Origin of the sequence: Vibrio sp. 10N.222.49.C9, assembly GCF_041474985.1 — a bacterium.
Lineage (GTDB): Bacteria > Pseudomonadota > Gammaproteobacteria > Enterobacterales > Vibrionaceae > Vibrio > Vibrio crassostreae_C.
The window spans coordinates 1-18,995 of record NZ_JBFRVD010000062.1 but is presented as its reverse complement, the minus strand read 5'-3'; the positions used below and the strand labels follow the sequence as shown (position 1 = coordinate 18,995).

The following is an 18,995-nucleotide window of genomic DNA, read 5'->3' as shown; positions in this document are numbered from 1 at the left end:
TGATTTAGGAAACAAAGCCAATTATATCCTGAGTTACACCATCAATCTTGCCGCTAATATTGATAAAGGCACTGTATAAGGTTTGACGAGATAGTTCCGTCAATATTCAATAGAAATTCTTGGTTAAATCGATACCCGCAACTTTAATGGACATGGTTGTTACTCCTACCTTTAATGGCTGGACCTTTAGTGTGGTACAACAATGCTAGAAGGGAGATGCGTCCATCACATCAAAGCCTTTCCAAAATGGAATGTATGATTTCCACACATTCATTCAGAATCATCCTACATTATATGTAAGGAATCAATGAGCACGGACTTCTCAATTTAATTAATGAAAGAGAGATGACAATGAACTCAATGAATACACTAATCGTAGATACCCACCCTATTATACGTAATGCGTTAGTTACAATGCTTGAAAATACCAAAATTGCGTCGATTATACTTCAAACTGACTCAATTAAAGATGCAGCTAAATATGTCCGTAAAGATTCGATAGAGCTAATTTTATTGGATGTAAACCTAAAGGACGGTAGTGGCTTAGACTTCATCCGCCGTCTAATAAAAGGAGGCTTTCAAGGGAAAGTACTATTTATATCATCCGATGAGCACCCTACCCTTAATCAAATGGCAAAAGACATTGGAGCTAATGGTTATATATCCCAAAAAGAAGAGCTATCTTTAATCAAAGATGCAATCATAACTACCAGTCGAGGTTACTCTGTTTTCAAACAAAATCTAAATGTAAAAAATAGTTCTCCAGTTCTATCTGAACGAGAGTCTATTGTATTTAACTATCTATCAAAAGGTTATTCTAACAAGAAAATATCTGAACTACTCTCTTTAAGCAATAAAACCATCAGTACTTACAAAACTAGAATTTTAGATAAGTACAATTCATCTTCGATCATTGAGATTATCGAGTTGCAAAAAAAACACTAATCAAACTTATAAAAGTGATTAAGTGAAAATTCAGATTTTGCCAATTTTAATAGCGAAGATAAACACTATGAAAGAGCTCCAAAATGCCCTTTACCACATGAGCAAGAAATTGCTTATTGAAAGCGGTTTTACCAATAATCAAGCAAAGAAAATCATTTATTTTGAAGTCTATAAACTGAGGGATCAAGATAAGAAAAAGATCCAAAAAATAATTTATCAAGATGGCATTAGCGTGCAAAAAGCAAAAGAACATGTAATAAGAAACAAACAGAAGGCCCACTATTCTAGCTTAGCAGAAGACTATTATGAGAAATTTTTGGAACGTTATAAAAGTGCACTATTTGATTTACCTAATTTAATTGAAATTCAGAAGAAACTAAGATAGAAAATCCAAATTTTGTCCTTAGTGTAATTTTAACAAACTCTCAAGAAACGGAGGGAATCACTCCTAATCTATCGTAAGAAAGCTCCCAATTAAGGTGGCTGATATTGCTTCTCTGGAATAGATATATTACACATCAGGATTCTCGAAAATATAACAACACTCCTAATTTTAGAAAAAGGTTGATAAGATTAAAATGTCGATGTTTAAAAAGTATAAATCTGAACTGATTTTTTGTGGAGCTCTATCTTTAATTACGCTTACAGGTTGTGATAATCATAATGCCTTCCAACCTATTAGTAATTTTAATGATGGTGCTTTCGTTACGAAATTACCTTCAAATACAGTAATAGGTGATATTTATCCCGTTGCATTTACTGTATTATTGAAACAAAAGCTTACTGAAGATACTACAACCCTGTTTGAAACTCAAAACATGTTGGTAGAATATTCAAGTATTGATTGTTTATCCACAGATTTGGACGACACTCATTTGTGTACAGTGACATTTAGAGTCACACCAGAAAAAAGTGGCTTTAGTGAATTGTCATTACGAATAGGTGATCAAACCTATACCAATCAAACCAATGCTACCGATAGTGCAATCGTAGGGTATGTCCACACAAATCTATCTCAAAAATTTGATATAGACAAAGCGTCCCCTATTAGTTTCGTATTTATTAATACTGGGCAAGCTCAAGCGAATAACATTAAAATTAAGTCAACGAACTCCGAAACACTAACGAATGTGAAAACCACATGTAGTTCAACATTGAAAGGTGGAGAAGCGTGTTATTTACATGGTGACTATATTCCATCAAGGGCAGACTCTTACGGCATTCAGTACGAACTCACATATGACGAAGGGGAACCTGTTGTTGTGGGTACAGAAAACGTCCCGAAAAAGGATACTCTAATTGGAAATACCGTACTTAGCTTACCTCTAAACATAGCAATAGAAAACAATTATAATGTAGAGTTCCAGTTTAAAAATATGAACTCTGAACCTGTGGTTAACTTAAAGACATCGTTGTTGGCCCCAGGCATCAGTCACATTCGGTTTAATAGCTGTAATAGTGTATCGCTAAACCCTGGCGAGTCATGTTCAATGATTGCGTCTGTCTTGGCAGACCAAATTGGCACGTTAACAGCAGCCGCTCTTGTGTATAGTGATGATGGTGTTACCGCATATGCAACCACAACGAGTAATGTAGTTGAAGCTCCAATTGTAGCCAGCGTCGACCAGGATATACCTCAACAAATGGTATTGAACGAACCATATAACTACCTTGTTACTTTTACCAATACAAATAAAAACCATGATGCGACAGGAATACGTTTTGCCCACTTATATCCAGAACATTATGAAGTTCTAAGTAATACATGTACTGATTCAACGATTAGGTCTGAAGAAAGCTGCCATCTTTCAATAAGCACTTCTGCAATTAAACCCGGCATACAACTCTATGCGAATTATTTAATGTTCGATCAAGGAACGGTAGTAATTGCAAACTCAACTTTATCTATGGCTTCTGCTCATTCGTTAAACAGTCAAGTTGACAAAGGATTTCCAGATAACATGGTTCTAAATCATAGCTACCCCTTTCATGTCACTTTCACAAATACAAGTAATGTAGACACTGAAACCTTGACGATTACATCTGAGCATACGAAAGGTGTAACGATTGTTTCTAACAGTTGTGATGGCAACATTCTTCCAGCTGGGGAGTCTTGTATACTGAGTGGGGAGTATTTTTCCGAAACTCTTGGTCCCGTAGAGTTAGTAGGTAATTTAAACTACGGTGCTAATTTAAAAGAAACATTTGTTCTCTCTGGTGAAGTGGTTACCGTTCCTATTGTTGGCTCAATAGAGGTTGGATTGCCACAAAATGTAGGACTAAATAGTACATATCCAATTCGTTATATCTATCGAAACTTGAGTGACTTCCATGACGCAAGTATGATTCATACAACGTTATCTAGTACTGCTCCAGTGAATGTTACCAAGAACACATGCGGTTCCATCAGTACCTTGGCCGCAGGAAAAGAATGTGAAATTTCAGGTACGTTTACAGCGAGTGAAAAAGGTCAGCATCAATTCACCTCTTCCTTGTATTATATGGAAGGAAATGAGGTAAAAATTCAAAGTTCGGCGGTAGTGAGCGATGTTGTAGTATCTTCTCGAGTAGAGGGTGGGTCATCTTTAGTCGGTTTAAATAGTACATACTTGATTAAATACTATTTTAAAAATGAGTCAATCGCGCCAGCTACAGGTATTAAAATTACCCATTCAGAAGACCTCGTCGTCCATACTAATACATGTGGCTCGATATTAGCCGGCAATAGCGATACAGAATGTCACATTGAGGTGGCGTATACACCTCGCATATTGGGTTACTATACCTATGAGTTTTCACTTGACTACACAGAAGGGGAAGCTATTCATTTAAAGCAACCTGTCAAGGTTGTCGATATGATTGAACTTGATGAAATGGTATTCACTTCGGACTCACTTAGTCACAATTTCGAAGCCAGTGACTACTTTAATTACTTGGCAAATTATGGGTTTACAATGCAAGCAACATTGCAAACCATCCCCGTTAGCGGAAACCCAGAAACTGTTATTCACAACGGTTGGGGCTCGACAGATTTGGTTTTTGAATTAACTAACGGTTATCCCATTAATTTTATTGCTAATCGCAAGAACGATTGTGGCACACAAGTAATGAATGCTTCGGTAGGTTGTCAGTCCAGAAAATTGCCTCAATTTCGATTGAGCATACCTAAAGATAAGTTTGACACTTTAGCTATAGGTGAGCAAAGTGGTGATATTTACGTTAGCTTAACGCAATCCAACAATACTCATGTCGCATTATTTAAGCTCCCGATTCGGATTAATAAGTTATAGTTAATTGTCGAGCTTTCTTAACTTCTTAAATTTTAGAGTATGGAGGTGGAGGTACTCAATCAACGCCTTACTCTCATTTTAATGTAAACGCCCCATGAGCCCATGGGGCGATATAACTAGTGTTTGAAGTTCCAAGGTAGGAGTGCGTCGATATCAGGCTCTGTTTTCGCCAACTCTTTCATGCACTTGACTATGTAGTCGTAGAAGATAAGACCGTTGGCTTTCACGGTCTCGATGATGCTGTAAAATATTTCGCTCGCATCAGCGCCGTTTGGTGCATTAAGGAATAACCAATTTTTCTTCCAATAGCCAGCAGTTTAATTGCGCGTTCAGCGCGATTATTATCGATAGATAAGTGACCATCGTCGATATAACGAATGAGCTTAGGTTATTGCCCGAGCGTGTATTTTATCGCTTTGCCTCGTGGGCTAGAACATATCACTTTCTGGGTCGTCATCTATTGGTAAAGGTCATCCAGTATCAGCTTGGCAAGCGCTTGACGCTCTGCTTTTCATTCTTCAGTAGGCGCACCTTTTTTGCGTAATTCTATCCCGTAGAGTTTTGGGATTTTAGCCAACGCCTTATCGGCCTTGCCCGACTTACCTTTACCTTGAAGCTTTTTCTCATCCATAAACTTGCCCGAGCATGAACCAAGCCCCTCATACTGGTGACTTGATGAACACAATCATAAGCAGCGTAACCATCGGTTTGTAGATAACCGTTGTAGTCAACTAAAAAGTCAATAGGGCACGCCCTCTCGCGACTGTTTTGATAGTCGTCAATTCAACCTCTTCTTCCTTAATGGCTTCACATTCCGCTTCGTTGAAGAGGTCACCTTATGATTCATCGTAAGGCTTTTTCGACTCCGCGCATTTAGCAAACTGGCGGGCGAATGCGAGCTTAAGCTGTTCAAGCAGCAATTGACGCTCTTGTTACCATTGTGATTCCTGATACTATTGCGAGAGCATCAGGGCTTTCACCATTGCTCGTAGCTCGGCAACATTTTGATTTTCTGGGTTGATACTTGGCGTCTTTTCATGGCATTTATTATACTAAAATCGTGCCGTTAACGCTTGGTGGATAAGGCTTTGTTCACGATTAACTCATTGTAAAATCGTTTATTTTGACGCACACGGGTTCATGGCCGATAATTGTGAAGCCTGAAAGCAGTCTATCAAGCTCAAATTGAGTGAGGGTAAACACCTGATTTTTCTCTTTTGAAGGCCACTTATACTTGGCTTTTTCAAGGCGTTTATACCAAAGGGAGAAGCCTGTTTTCACCCAGTACAACACTTTAATCTTATCGTGCTGTTTATTGGTAAACAAGCACCGCTGCCAAGAAGCAAGTCAGTGTCATTTTCGAAAATCGTAGCAAGACCGTTGATGGACTTTCTAAAATCGACGCTTTCACGATAAAGGTAAATCTCTGGTGCTTTAAGAATACTCAGCTCCACATCATTGATGAGAAGTGTCATGTTAACCGTTGCTATCTGGACCTGATACTTAATTGTCTTTTCGACGATTTCGTCTCTAACAAATCCGATAGGCTCAGACTGGTTTGCTATTTGGAGTTGACGCCGCTTTGCGAAGAACGTAGATAAACTCAGTCCATGTTGTTCTCAAAAAGTGCGTGGGTAATACTGCTGCTTTCATATTGTTCAAACCATGCTTGCCATTCTAGGTTGGTACGTCGTTTTGTCATTTCAACTCACCTTTGGGGTGAAGAATTGCTCCTATTCTTCGTGCTGGATGAGTAGAATTCGGAGGTTAAGTCGCGCTCATATTTTAATGACTAAATATCAAATTATTAGGCATTACTCCCCTTCCCAGAACATTGTTCTGACTGCTCATTATTAAGTATATATTTACGGAAGATGGACCCTTTGTTATGTAAGCGCACCACACTCTCACATGGCGTGCTTTAATAAATAAATTCTAAGAAAGTAATGATCTTTCATCTATCTTAAGCTTGGTAAGTTTTTTCTCTTTATAAATGATAGGAGATAGTGACTATATCATTCGTTTGGTTGATTTTTAGTTCTCTAGTGCTTTCCAAATTTTCCTTGAGGGGGTAGATAAGCTTCAAGCCATCGATTTCCCATTTAAGATCATCCTTATCTATAGTCAGATTTTCGGGCATATTGAACTCTGGGATTTTACCTAACCAATTGAGCGAAATTGAAGCACTATTCAACACTGGGGAAAATGATATTAAAAAGATGATATAGGTCGCTTTTGATGTTGCAAATTGCATAACGTCTTCCTTGAGTTATAATTCAACCCTTAAACAGTAGAACATTGCACAACAACAGTCTAGCGACTAAATTTATCCGTTATACTTTACACACAAAAAATCTAATTAATATTTTAATTTTTCAATCACTTACAGAACCTACAATGCGTGATTTTGTTGCTTAAATCGATGGAACTAAATTGAGAACCTACGATCTGAACAGCCACATCCACTACCTCTCGTAGCCCTATGCCTAAACCTCGTCACAAAACAACCATCCTTGAGGTGTCAGATGATAGCGCTGACGTTCACTCTCAGAAACAGCGATATATCGAGTTAAACATTTGCTCAGAGTACAATTAGATTTCAGAAATTACAGCACACAGTCAGGGTGAAACTTACGCGATGATAAAAGCGTTGAACAAGCTTACTGGATTAGGCATGCCTGAAACTTGTCGTATTGACTAAAAAGCATGCGAAACGAGGTCGCTCTATTTCAAAATTCAATTACGCAAAAAATGCCACCAACAAATTCTTTGTTGGTGGCATTTTAAATATAACTTTTACTTTTTAATGCAAGTCATAGAATAGGTCTCGGTCTGCCAGTGGTAACTTCGTGCACCAGTTTCAATATTAGTGAAGTATGCTGATCTATTGTCGCGCCAAGCCTCCCAGATCAGCTTGCTTCGACTGGGAAATGCTGTTGTCCATAAACCGCCAATACCATTCCCACGAAGATGCTGTATATCGTTGTGACCTGGTCGTTCAAAACCATTACGATTATTACAAAAATTAACAGCTTGATTCCACGTACCAGCTATAGGAACAATCCAATAATAATCGTTTCCAAAAATTAGACCGTTATCAACGGTATATCTTATGCTATCAGACGATCCATCAAGGCTTGCCGTTATTTGAGGGTTTGCCCAAGCATACGAGGAGTCATGGTTCATAGGGGTGAATACAACCCCTTTATCCACACTAACGCCACTCGCAGCATGAGAAAGGCTCCAAGCCGCACGATTTGTAACATCAACACTAGTACCATCACTCATATCCGCTACCGCTTTAAATGCTAGCCTATGATGTCTCACTGTTTCCGTGCCGTTTGGAGCGCTTACCGTCATACTCATTGCTATAGCGTTAGTCACGTTAAAGACTGCCGAGTCGCTATATGATTGGTTATACGAGTTAACGCATGATAATTTTACGTTTGCGTTCCCGATGTTATTTGAAGAAGCCAATACTTGGCCGCTTTGATCAACCGTTGCTACGTTATGATTGCTACTACTCCATGTACAACCCGGTATACCGTTACCAGTAGAAGCTGAACCATCACTATAAATTACTCTTGATGTTAGGCGATGAGATAACCCTTGTGGACGACTAACATTCGTCTCGGTAATCTCAACGCCCGTGATATATGCACCAGTCAATTTGATATTCTTCGTTAACGTCTTAGAGCCTAGTTGAAAAGTAATCGGTGATGAATTCTGAATCGTTAGGCCTGAAAATCTATTTTCATCACGATCAAAATGTGTATTATCAAAATTCCAATTAGCGCTTGGGTCTGTTGATACATCCCTAGTGCCATTAGTGTATGTAGCTGAGATCGTCAATTTGAATTTGCGCCCTAACGGATACGAGTCCGTAACTACACTAGTATTCACATCGGAAGCGGTAATACTATCGAGACTCACAAGCTGAGCTCCATTTACATTAATGGTTTGAGCTGTCGCTGATACTGAACCAGAACGCCATGTGAGCTCAATATAACCAGTAGTTGTGCTATTGGCTCTCGCTTTACAAGAGCTAGTATCACAATTAACAGTGACTAAGGAGCTGCCAGTTAACTCATTCCCTGCCGTACTATTGATCCATTTGATTGAGGTTCCCGCTTCATGTAATTGCTTTTTCGTTCCATCACTGAAGTTTATTTCACCAGTCAATGTAATTTCTGCTCCCAAAGGAACGGAGTTGCTCGATACATGCAAAGTACCACTGGTTACAACCGCATTAGTGACCTCCATTGACAATTTGTTCGAACGCAACGGATCATTAGATGCATCGTATTCTCCATGTACATCTGTCGTTCCCACTGTTTTACCAGTAAGTTGATTACCTTTAACTTCAAAGATTTCGGTACTTTGCACATAATTTGCAAGCGATTGATCGTAGGCAATCATATCACTTTCATGAGAGCCATCATTATAGTAACCCGACAAGTTTGCCGCTATAGGGTAGCCTTGCGCAACAACAAGTGAAGTAGTGCCTGTTGGGGGAGCTGCCGAAAGAGCAAGACTTGTCAGCATTCGCTTCCCTCTCAGTACACAAGCAGGAAAATAGCTCGTTAATGCTGATGTTGGATCATCCAAATTCGCTCTATCAATAGTGTAAGGTGGAAGTGAGATATCCATTAACTTATAGACACTAGAGCTTAAGTCTTCTTTAACCAGATAAGTCGTTGCATTAGGCCATTTAGATGAAGTCGTCCAACCTCGATCAACCAAAGATTTTAGTTCAGCGGCCGTCGCTATTTCAGCTCCAAGTAGATCGCAGTAATGAAGCAGATCATTACTGTTCAATCGTCCAACTAAGTAATTTGCCCCAGACTGACTCACATTAAACAAATCCGTAAACAAATAACTGTTAGCGACCAATTCATTGATGCCTTTGGGTGCAAAAAACAACGTTCCAGATGCTGGATGAGTGATATCCGTCCAAGTTGGAAGAGCGTCTTCATCCAATACAACAATGGTTAAGTGACCTATTGCATAAGCACCTTTTTTATCACTGACCACATAAGTGACACTATGATCTTTCTGAACGGAAGTTTGGAAGAAAAACTCCATATTAGCAGGGTTATTAGCATTGGAAGCTTTAATTCTAGTATGTGGCGCGCTCATCGAATGGACATAAATAAGTTGTAGAGCATCGCCATCGATTGACGAGACATAAGGGCTCACATCAATATCAAACCCTGTACGAGCATTCTCCAGAGAAACATAGCCCTTGCCCGTATCATAGGTAACATCAGGGTTAAGAACTAAGATGCCTTGGTTTGCACTATTTGAAACCACAATATCTATAGTGCCACTATACGCTATCGCATTAGCACTATCCGTATAACTGTACATTAGCCTATCCAGGCCCGTAAATCCGAGGGCAGGCGTATACGTAATTTTATCATTACCAGTATCAACGTTTACAATTGACGCATTACCAAATGGTTGAGACACACTCCCCCCTAACGCCATATTTGAAACGTCCATACCCTGCTCTAGAAGTTCATCGAGTAGATTAATTGATACTGGTTGATAAACACTACTCGAATCGTTGACTAAAGCAATTTGAGAAAGAGGCGGCAGTTCTGTACTGTTAGCATTGCTTACAACAACCCTAACCATAGCAGTATTTGTATCAGTGCTTGACTGAGAAGATACACTATAAGCACTATTCGTTAGTGTGGCAATCTGGTAATTATAATCACATACTCTTGCCTGTTTCCGTGGAACAGTAAAAGAGTATTCATCAATAGACGAAACATTACACGTAGGGTCATTACTATTAACACTAACAACATTAGTTAACTTAAATGCATTATCATCGCTATCCTTCAACACAACGTCATACAAATCAACGACGAAGTCATCTTGGGCTAACTCTGTATTAAACAATGCATCTTTAGCAACAACTTGAACAGGAGCATCTACGTCTACCGGCTTCAGTGACGAATTACCACTTTCACTTTCACCACCACAGCCGTACAAAGTGGCAGTAGCAAGACTATACAATAAAAGCTTCGAACGATGTGAAAAAAAACTTTCTTTTATTCTCATTACAATATGCCTATATTACTATTGTTTTATTGGGTAAAAAATACGCTCACCCGGATAGATTAAATCGATTGATCTATTTCTCAATGACAATTGTGGGTTTGCTAAAATAACATCACCAAGTGGTATATTTAGTTTTTTACCAATCTTTGTAAGGTTGTCATACTTTATTACCACATAATAGTCATAATATTTCTTCGATTTTTTCTCTTGTAAGTTCATCTCACTTGATGAGATATTCACCTCATCAGTATCGGCAATAACACTTATCGGTTCATAATAAATGCTAGATTGTTCTTCCTTGAATCGAACGGAAAAATTATAATTTAAAGAAATAAGAAATGAGTATACGTCATCATATCTATTTGATATCAAACTTTGATAACCTACATCCACATACCAATCATTATTTAAATGGTAATTGATACCCATATTAATTGTAGGATTGAAATTATCTTCCAAATAACTCAAGCCAAAACCTGCATAAATTGATGCGTAGTCGCTCACTTGCCAATTTTTCTTAGAACGTAAGAAAATATCATTAGGTTGTATTTCATTTTTATTTGTAAAGTCTGTAAATCCTGTTTCCAACAACCATTTGCTTTCAAATTTATAACCAATAGAAAACTCGAAACCTTGTGACTCTAAATACTTTTCTTTGTTTTCTTTCAAACTGCTAACATAACCAACACCTAACTTCATGTTGTTGTAATTAACATCTAAACTTTCATTAGCTTTTAACCCAAAAGATAATAAAACTGATAGAAAAATAATCATTTTATACATGTTAAATCACCGGTTCGATAGTAACATCGACAATATCGTTATATTTACCAGAAATGAGGGTAGTACCATCTACGTTCGAGTAACCAAACCTTAAAACAAATGTAATATTTTTCGCAGGATCACTTCCAATCAGCACATTATCATTTTTAACTTCTCCGATTTTATCTACCATTTCGATAGTTTCAGTAAGCTTAGAACCGCACCTTATACATTGAATATAGTAAGGGATATTTGGACCTGACACGGATTCATGATTTAAAGAATACTTTCTGTTACTAATTGATAGCCTAATCCCATTATCGAAATACCCTGCAACACTTACACTGACATCTTCAGGCACACCATCAACAGTACGAGAGGTGGAATCATAAACTGTTGTAATATCGACATTTTTATTACTTAGATGTACACTTGTTATCCAAACAGGGTCATAGTTAATAATTATAGATATTGTTTCATTGATTATTCGATGAGTTAGTACGTTTCCAACGTAGTAGTTGACCTTAATTGAAATAGGAACAAATGCGGTATAGACACCTTTAGGTTGCCCATCTAATGCTTTTTGTATATCAGCATCTTGAATATCAATAATTGGACGATATAGAATAAAAGGTATCGTAGAAGCAGCATTTGATATTTTACTAGCAGACATGCAGTTTGCCCCCCTCATATCAATCATTGAGCCGGAAATACTATCCTTTAAGCAAGCGTGTCCTAAACCAGAGTTAGAAATAATATTTGATATACCAGTCGTATTATATTGTACGCCTACAACACCAATTGGAACATTAGCCGACTCCCAGTAGCGACCGGTGACAGTACCAGAAAATCTAACATTGGTTGGCGGTGCAGCAACAAATGTACCAGGCACCCAATGATTAACAGTTGGTAATCCGAGTCTACTTGCTTGCGACCATTCCGCAGGAACTTTCGCTGAAACATCTACATTCAATGCGTTAGTCCATACTGTGCCAGTAATATCAATATTTGCTCGGTATTCTACCGCTGCAAATGCCCGAGAACCAAATAAAATATTAAGCAATGTTAAAAATAATACTGTATTTAAAAAAAACACAATCATTAATATACGTTTCATGTTTTGTCCTTAATAAACCCCAGTGGATGTAATACTTTTTCAGTTTTATAACTACCATTATAAGAGGATACATTTATATTAAGAGACTTATCTTTTACGCGCTCATTAAGAGAAAAAGTTTTAGTTCTACCAGCAACTACAACGAATCGACTGTAACATTGCTTTGTATTCGTCTTGCTTTCACAATCATCGATAGAAACATAAATCATTGTATTGCTTTTGTTCTCAACAGTGATATTTTCTGAATTTGAACGAATCGTATAATCTATTTTAGGTTTATCCGTTGGTATAATAAAAACGGGAGCGAAACCGTAATTTAGTTGCATTGAAGATGAGTTTTCAACACTTTCGTTAGGACCTGTATATGGAGCAGGCATAAAAGTAACAAAAAACATCAAATCTTTTGAGTCATCACAAGTTGTGTTGTAACAAAGACTTCGAATACCTACATTACGAGACTCACCAGGTTGGAGAACAAGCTTATTTAATGTTGTACTAATTTTCCAATGTTCAAAGTTACCTGAATTATAGGGCGTTTTTATAAAATCACTACCCTTATCATTCACATGAAATTCATCAATGTTCGCATTTACAAACAATGGTTTATCATTAGTATTAGCGACTGTAACGATTCCATTCTTATTCTTATCTGCAATCACAAACATTTTATCAATCGTCAAGCCAGACGCATTTACTGTTGATAAAAACTGAAGGCCAACAATGCCGATTAGATTAATAGTATTCAATAATTTCATATTCAAACCTAGTTATTTACAATTGGATATTTAATGTTGCTCGCACTATTTTTTATAACTATCTTTTTAAGTTGCTCTAACTGGTCAGAGTAATTAGAAAATAGTGCATTCATCATGGTCGTGTTTTGAGCAACATAAACAACCGTCATTGTTTGACCAACATTTTTTTTAATAATTTTGTAACCGTAGTCTTTTAATTGATTAAGGAACTCATTATTATCAATATTTTCCTGTCGAAAAACACCTATATAGCTAGCTCGATACCCCTTACCTTCCAACTCAATTTCGTGCATATTCGCATAGTCAGTTGGCAGACAATAGTTAAGCCCGAGATTAAGGCGTACAATTTTGTTTCTATTGGGAATAAAGCACTCGCCTCCTTCAGAAGCCAAGTGAAAATCCAACCCTTCTAAGACGGTCACACGGTAAACACCATCTGTAATTTCATTGATGCTAATACAACCTTCACCTTTACAAGTCACACCTTGAACTAAATCTTCGTTCAAATCATTAAATCCACTTATAAACGACACTTTTCTATGAACATTTGGCTTTATTGTTGCAATAGATCCTGGTGTTGTGAATAATTTAACGCTCGCATCACCAGTGTTATACAAGTCGACACTTTCTGTATCGAAAAACACTTCATACTTTTCATAATCTCCCAATGGAATAACCTCTTGATCTTCTTCGATCATTTTCTTGGTCATTATTTTTCCATCCCGCTTAACCATCAAATATCCACGGTCAATTTGATTATCATCGTCCCATTTTTCTTTATTATCAATATCTAAAACCAAATAAGAATTAGATGGGCTTGATGATACATATCCGTCTTCAAATAAAATTTGAGATGATGATAGACTCCCACTTATACCAACACTTCCATCACTAGAAAAATAAGCAGATGTACTCGCTCTTCCAAAAGGATTATTTAAATCGGCAGAAAACGTACCACTCTGCCAAAATGAATCGCGATTTCTATCGTAGGTACTAGAAACCTGTAAAGAATTAGAAATCAATTTTGAATCAAAGACCTGTCTCTTACTTATAGAGTTGGTCATTTGACTAATTGAAGCGTCATCTCCGCCTCCGTAAATACTCGAAGAAAAATCCATCGAATCAGATAATGGTAACGTCCAATTAAAAAACACAGCATTTGTATCAAAGTCTGTATTAAAACTGATATCGACAGTGGACTTATTTATGGAGTTGAATCTATATCCAATTGTTAGGTCATCGTAGTTATAGTTCTCTTCTTCGTATGTGCGCTCGCCATAAATATAGATTTCATCTAGTTTTCTATTATAAGAATACGTTGCATAAAAAGAAGAACTTAGTCCAAATCGGTAATTAGTCGACAAGTAGATTCGTTCATAACTTTCGTCACCATGAAGAGTATTAGCTAGATAACTACCTTGGTTATCCAGTCTTTCATAATTTATATTTCCGTAGTTTGACGACAAACCACCATTGATATAGTTTGCATTTTCAAATAATTTAACACTCAATGAGATATCAGAATCAACACTTAATAAAGAATAACGAATCCCACTTTCTAGTGCTGTATCTTGCGAAGACTTCATCAACCCTGATCCAATCATCAGCGATGGCAAAAGTTGATAACTTATTCTCCCTTGAACAAATAAATCGCTATCAATCACATCATCATTAATGGCATTATCAGGGGAGAGTTGTCCAAAAGCCAACATATAGTCTATGTCGCCTTGACTCAGTGTATCCGTATCGTTGTTATAAACAGAATAACTACCACGGTTTATAGTCTCTCCACCAAGTCTTAAAATGATTTCAACTTGATAACGTCCTCTTGGAAGCTCACTATAATTTACGGTATTTTTCCCTTCACTAATGCGACTTTGGTAAATAATTTTCCCGTCTCTTTGGACTTCAACATCACCGGACCGAGGTGAAAAGAATGCGAGATGCTTCTTCGATGATGCTTCGCTAACAAGCATGTTGGATGACGAGCCAAAAACGACAGCCGTTTGTGGAGCTTGCGAGTTAAATCCTAACAAGAAATCAGTACTATTTACCTCTGGCGAATATTTGAAGTAACCAGCTCTAATCACTTTGTCGAGCACATCAAGATTGTACGACAACTCGTAAGCAGTTAGCTCGTTGTGCTTTTCTGAAGATACCGCCACACTTAGGTCAGACCTCACATAACCGTATGGTAGCCCAAACGTTGCTTTATCATTAATAGTTAAAATTGAATTCTGGCTAGAATAAGCTGAAAAGTAAGCATCAACATTGTTAACAAACCCTGGTGAATCGTTAAAATTTGAATGATAATCAGAATATACATTTCTAGCATTTAAGTTCAATATCTTTTCATCAACAAAAAAATAAATTTCTTTATCATTAAAATTATATAAAAACTCATACAAATCAGGGGTTATCAAACAATCTCGAACATAACCTTGGCAAAAAGATTTGTTAGACCAACCATTCTCAAAATTTTTAATTATTTCTTCATGATATTCAGCTTTCACATCGTTAACATTTAAGTATTGAACAATCAAATCTCGATTCTCAAACTTAGCCGTGTCATAATTCGCATTAAATAACATTGGCTCGCTAAAACTACCATCAAGATTTTTTAATCGGATTAAAGTATCTTTAAAAGTAAAAAAATCATCGAACCCTTGAGGTACGGTTCCATTCTTTGCTTTAACTTCACCAAAAAATAAGGAACCTATCAAGATAGAAAATAAAGTATAATAGTACGATTTTCTCAAAATTTTTCACCAAATTCATATGCCAACAGTAACAGTAAACAACAATGAACCACTGCACTCTGTATTCAACGCGCTTCCTGTAGGCATTATTGAAGCAATACTATTGAAAGCCAAAAAGTCAAGATTCAATTGATGAGTGTTCTTTTTCATCTCAATTATCCCACCCGAAGGAATATACACTTCGGAAAAATCATTGACAGAAGTTACGCCATCATGACTACCTATACCCGTATAGGTGTAATCGTTACTGCCAGACCCAACCTTACTAATCTTTACAGCAACAAATGTAGGATTCATTTTTTGACTTGCAGAAAAGTCGACCTTATTTGATGGATATATCCTATTAGCACATTCTGCTTTATTCTCTGTAAGCTCAACTCTGTATGGGACATTTAAAGTCACACCCGAAACCTGATTAGGAATATCTGTTTCTATAACTAGACTCACAGTTTCACTCTCAAAACGACTGCCGTCTGACATTACCTTCAAATTAATATTATCTGGTATCATTTTAATATCAGTTATAGATTGAGTGTACAATTTTGAAACATCAACTTCACTTTGAATTCGAATTTTTTCTTCGTATCTCTTCACAGCAGAGTTAACATTTGATGTGAAAACCAGAATAAGTAGACCGAGATATTTTTTCATCGATTTTAAAACAACTTAAAATGGTGGCAGTGATAATTATTAATAACATGCCACCTATTATTAATAATTATGCCGCAGTCGCTGAAATACCAACTTCGATCGAAATATCTTTACCAGCAACTTCGCTTGGATTTAGTGGTGTATCATTTTTCACGCGAATACCTACTTCATTTTGACTTGTCGTTGTCCAACTGGCCTTTTCATCGACAGGAGTACCATTGATCGTCACGATGATAGGATTGTTACCACCATTTAGAGAAGCAATATCTACACCAGAGCCAATAGTTCCAGCCACATGTTCAACGCTCCAAGTGATATTAATGGCAGTAACAGCAGTACCATTGAGCTCTGAACCTATACCCCACTTATCACCGGGAACAGGAGCTGAAGCTGAACCAGTATTCTCACGCAACTCAAGCACAATATGATTAGATGCGAATTTTGCATTCGATTCGACGCTGATTAAATCCCCTCTAAATGCATCAGCTGTAGTGGAACCATTATGACCAGTAATCATGTAATCACCATGTGCGATGCCGCTACCTACTTGTCCGGTCCATGAAAGGGTAGCCGTACTACTTGCAAGAGCATTTAAGCTCACCGCACCAAAAGCAATACCCAAAATTAATGCGTGTTTTTTCATTTTTATCTCCTAGTTTTTATAAGCACAAATTTGAAACATGATTATAAGAACTAGGAGATAAAAATGAGATAGGAATACTCTGAGGCTTACGTAGTCATCCTCTCATGATGAGCTTTATTTCCTAAATCAAGGTACTAAATCTTCAACCTACGATCTGATCAACTACATTCACCACACGTTGTAGCCTCATGTCGAAACCTAGTTACAAAACAATCAATTGGAAGTAATGCAACCAAACGATTATTAACCGTTGCTCTCTGACTTATTAATTGATGACGAAACGATTAGTCAATGACCACAAAGCAAACAGGGTAAGCTCGGTAGCTCAAATCAGTTCAATGATTTGGCTATCATTAAAGCGAGTATTACCAATACCCCAGAGGGCATTCCAAGGATTCATCTATTCGATATTTGGATTAGCCTATGATCGTTAAGTTGTCCGTAGGACACTTGTAGTAGCCGAAGAACCAAGCAAGTAGAGATTTCATTTAAGACAAGGGCGATACGACACTTAGCCATTGATGCGACTGGTCTTAAGGTTTATGGCGAAGGTGAATGGAAAGTAAAAAACACGGGACAGATAGTAGGAGTAGTGTCTCGAGAAAGCTTCATATTGAAGTTGATACAAGCACTCATGAAATCATTGCAGTTGAGCTAAGTTTATCGACGGTTAGCGATGGAGAAGTGCTCCCGAATTGACTGAACCAAACACGGCGAAGCATCCTAGAGGTGTCTGGTGATGGTATTTATGAAACGAGAGCGTGCTACGCTGCTATTAAGATTAAGCGAGTGACTTCGCTTGTTCCTCCAAGATAAAGGGTAGCGTTCAGGAACTCGACCATTCTCGAAATCGCTCAGTGGGTTGCTAGAAATTATACGGCTCAAATACGTATTGAGAAGAGCGGTATGGTTACCACAAACGCTCACTCTCAGAAACGGCGATGTCACAAGTTAACCAATTGTTAGAAGGACGATTAGATTTCAGAAATTACAGCACACAGTCAGGGGGAAACTCGCGCTACGCTCTAAGCATTGAATTTGCTTACTAAGCCAAATATGCCTGAAAAATATCGAGTTGATTGAAAAAGACGAAAAACAGATCTATTCGATTTCCAAATTAAATTAGCAACACATATGGACGCACCTCTGGCTGCAGTGACTAATTGAAGGGTACGGCGGCTAATATATATCCGACGCATTTCTAGGTCTACTTACGACCAGCTCAATGAGTATTTCTCTCCTTCCTATCTATCCTAACGTGCTTTTAAATCAACTTGTTGCGTAATCAGACTATAGCAACGATGGCTCTCCGTTTTCATCGGATTAAAAGCTCGGTTAAAATCATACTCACAATCAACGGCTAGAACACATCAGACCACACGCCCAAGCTTATTTGCCAAAGCTATAATCGCTCTAGCCTTGCCACATCGTTCAATCAGTCCCCTTAACCAAACTCACAACGGTGTAAACCGCGAATAAGTTACTCGTCTGCAGTAGTTTCACTAAACTCAGAACCGTACAAGTGGTGATAAACTGGGAACTTAGCCACTTTCATTTGATAAACGATACTGCGTATCTCTCTATCTGATACTTCCGCTTTAAGCAGTGTTTCCAGTCTCGGTTAAGCCTATTGATAAGTTGGCCAGTTTTGGGAAGCAAGTTCGGTAATCGTGCTCGCTATGCCTTACAGTTTGAGGGATTTTAAGGTGCTCAAGAGTACTTATTTCTTTATCTCTGCCGTTTCTTTGCAACAAGATAGACTGTAAGTATTTAAAACTGTATGGCAGTAGATGGACGATACGAAATTTCGTAATGAACCGGGTTCACGCTGAACTACTAATAAGTAATATCCCCAATCGTAGATGATATGGGTTGTCTCATGTTTTGACTTGAACACGCGTTGCTGCTCAGCCACGAACTGCCACTCCGCAATGATGAATATTTTATCGGGATTGGCGTGCAGACTGACTCTGTGGTTAGCGCAGGGCGGGATCGCACTTT

At 37.7% G+C, this 18,995-nt stretch carries 12 protein-coding genes and 5 pseudogenes; 5 read left to right on the top strand and 12 right to left on the bottom strand.

The window, feature by feature from the left end; all coding sequences use genetic code 11:
* Window positions 1-351 precede the first annotated feature (351 nt).
* From AB4585_RS20885 to AB4585_RS20875, 3 genes are all read left to right on the top strand, one after another.
* Window positions 352-945, top strand: a complete 594-nt coding sequence (locus AB4585_RS20885; protein ID WP_170962835.1) for a response regulator transcription factor — start codon at window positions 352-354, stop codon at window positions 943-945.
* A 22-nt stretch (window positions 946-967) separates the two neighbouring features.
* Entirely contained in the window at window positions 968-1,330 is a 363-nt protein-coding gene (locus AB4585_RS20880) for a hypothetical protein (RefSeq protein ID WP_136975005.1), read from the top strand.
* Between the two features lie 199 nt (window positions 1,331-1,529).
* A complete protein-coding gene (locus AB4585_RS20875) occupies window positions 1,530-4,235 on the top strand; it encodes a hypothetical protein (RefSeq protein ID WP_372170793.1) in 2,706 nt (901 codons plus the stop codon).
* Between the two features lie 116 nt (window positions 4,236-4,351).
* On the opposite strand, the pseudogene tnpC reads toward AB4585_RS20875, so the two are convergent.
* The 4 genes and pseudogenes from tnpC to AB4585_RS20855 form a co-directional block, all read right to left on the bottom strand.
* A pseudogene (gene tnpC / locus AB4585_RS20870) lies at window positions 4,352-5,012 on the bottom strand (IS66 family transposase); the annotation flags it as partial.
* Window positions 5,013-5,333: 321 nt separating this feature from the next.
* Complete coding sequence (gene tnpB / locus AB4585_RS20865) at window positions 5,334-5,561, bottom strand: IS66 family insertion sequence element accessory protein TnpB (protein WP_372170791.1); 228 nt, start codon at window positions 5,559-5,561, stop codon at window positions 5,334-5,336.
* Between the two features lie 89 nt (window positions 5,562-5,650).
* Window positions 5,651-5,937: pseudogene (gene tnpA, locus AB4585_RS20860) on the bottom strand (IS66 family insertion sequence element accessory protein TnpA); the annotation flags it as partial.
* Window positions 5,938-6,222: 285 nt separating this feature from the next.
* A complete protein-coding gene (locus tag AB4585_RS20855) occupies window positions 6,223-6,489 on the bottom strand; it encodes a hypothetical protein (RefSeq protein ID WP_136973904.1) in 267 nt (88 codons plus the stop codon).
* 284 nt (window positions 6,490-6,773) lie between these two features.
* On the opposite strand from AB4585_RS20855, the pseudogene AB4585_RS20850 reads away from it, so the two are divergent.
* Window positions 6,774-6,936, top strand: a pseudogene (locus AB4585_RS20850) (IS5/IS1182 family transposase); the annotation flags it as partial.
* A gap of 95 nt (window positions 6,937-7,031) precedes the next feature.
* On the opposite strand, the gene AB4585_RS20845 reads toward AB4585_RS20850, so the two are convergent.
* The 7 genes from AB4585_RS20845 to AB4585_RS20815 form a co-directional block, all read right to left on the bottom strand.
* The gene (locus AB4585_RS20845; RefSeq protein WP_372170789.1) at window positions 7,032-10,307 is read right to left on the bottom strand and encodes an Ig-like domain-containing protein; all 3,276 of its coding nucleotides are present in this window, start codon (window positions 10,305-10,307) and stop codon (window positions 7,032-7,034) included.
* 18 nt (window positions 10,308-10,325) lie between these two features.
* A complete protein-coding gene (locus tag AB4585_RS20840) occupies window positions 10,326-11,090 on the bottom strand; it encodes an outer membrane beta-barrel protein (protein ID WP_136973902.1) in 765 nt (254 codons plus the stop codon).
* Window position 11,091: 1 nt separating this feature from the next.
* Window positions 11,092-12,186, bottom strand: coding sequence for a hypothetical protein (locus AB4585_RS20835; RefSeq protein WP_372155556.1), 1,095 nt, complete (start codon window positions 12,184-12,186; stop codon window positions 11,092-11,094).
* On the bottom strand, window positions 12,183-12,941 hold the full coding sequence (locus AB4585_RS20830) for a hypothetical protein (protein ID WP_136973900.1): 759 nt from the start codon (window positions 12,939-12,941) through the stop codon (window positions 12,183-12,185). Before AB4585_RS20830 ends, AB4585_RS20835 begins: the two co-directional genes overlap by 4 nt.
* A gap of 8 nt (window positions 12,942-12,949) precedes the next feature.
* A complete protein-coding gene (locus AB4585_RS20825) occupies window positions 12,950-15,700 on the bottom strand; it encodes a TcfC E-set like domain-containing protein (protein WP_372155555.1) in 2,751 nt (916 codons plus the stop codon).
* A gap of 15 nt (window positions 15,701-15,715) precedes the next feature.
* Complete coding sequence (locus AB4585_RS20820) at window positions 15,716-16,351, bottom strand: hypothetical protein (protein ID WP_372155554.1); 636 nt, start codon at window positions 16,349-16,351, stop codon at window positions 15,716-15,718.
* 67 nt (window positions 16,352-16,418) lie between these two features.
* Window positions 16,419-16,994: a hypothetical protein gene (locus tag AB4585_RS20815; protein WP_136973897.1), complete on the bottom strand. Its 576-nt coding sequence runs from the start codon at window positions 16,992-16,994 to the stop codon at window positions 16,419-16,421.
* A 239-nt stretch (window positions 16,995-17,233) separates the two neighbouring features.
* Between AB4585_RS20815 and AB4585_RS20810 the strand changes: the two are divergent.
* Window positions 17,234-18,077 (top strand): annotated as a pseudogene (locus AB4585_RS20810) (IS5 family transposase).
* A gap of 637 nt (window positions 18,078-18,714) precedes the next feature.
* On the opposite strand, the pseudogene AB4585_RS20805 reads toward AB4585_RS20810, so the two are convergent.
* Window positions 18,715-18,995, bottom strand: a pseudogene (locus tag AB4585_RS20805) (hypothetical protein); the annotation flags it as partial.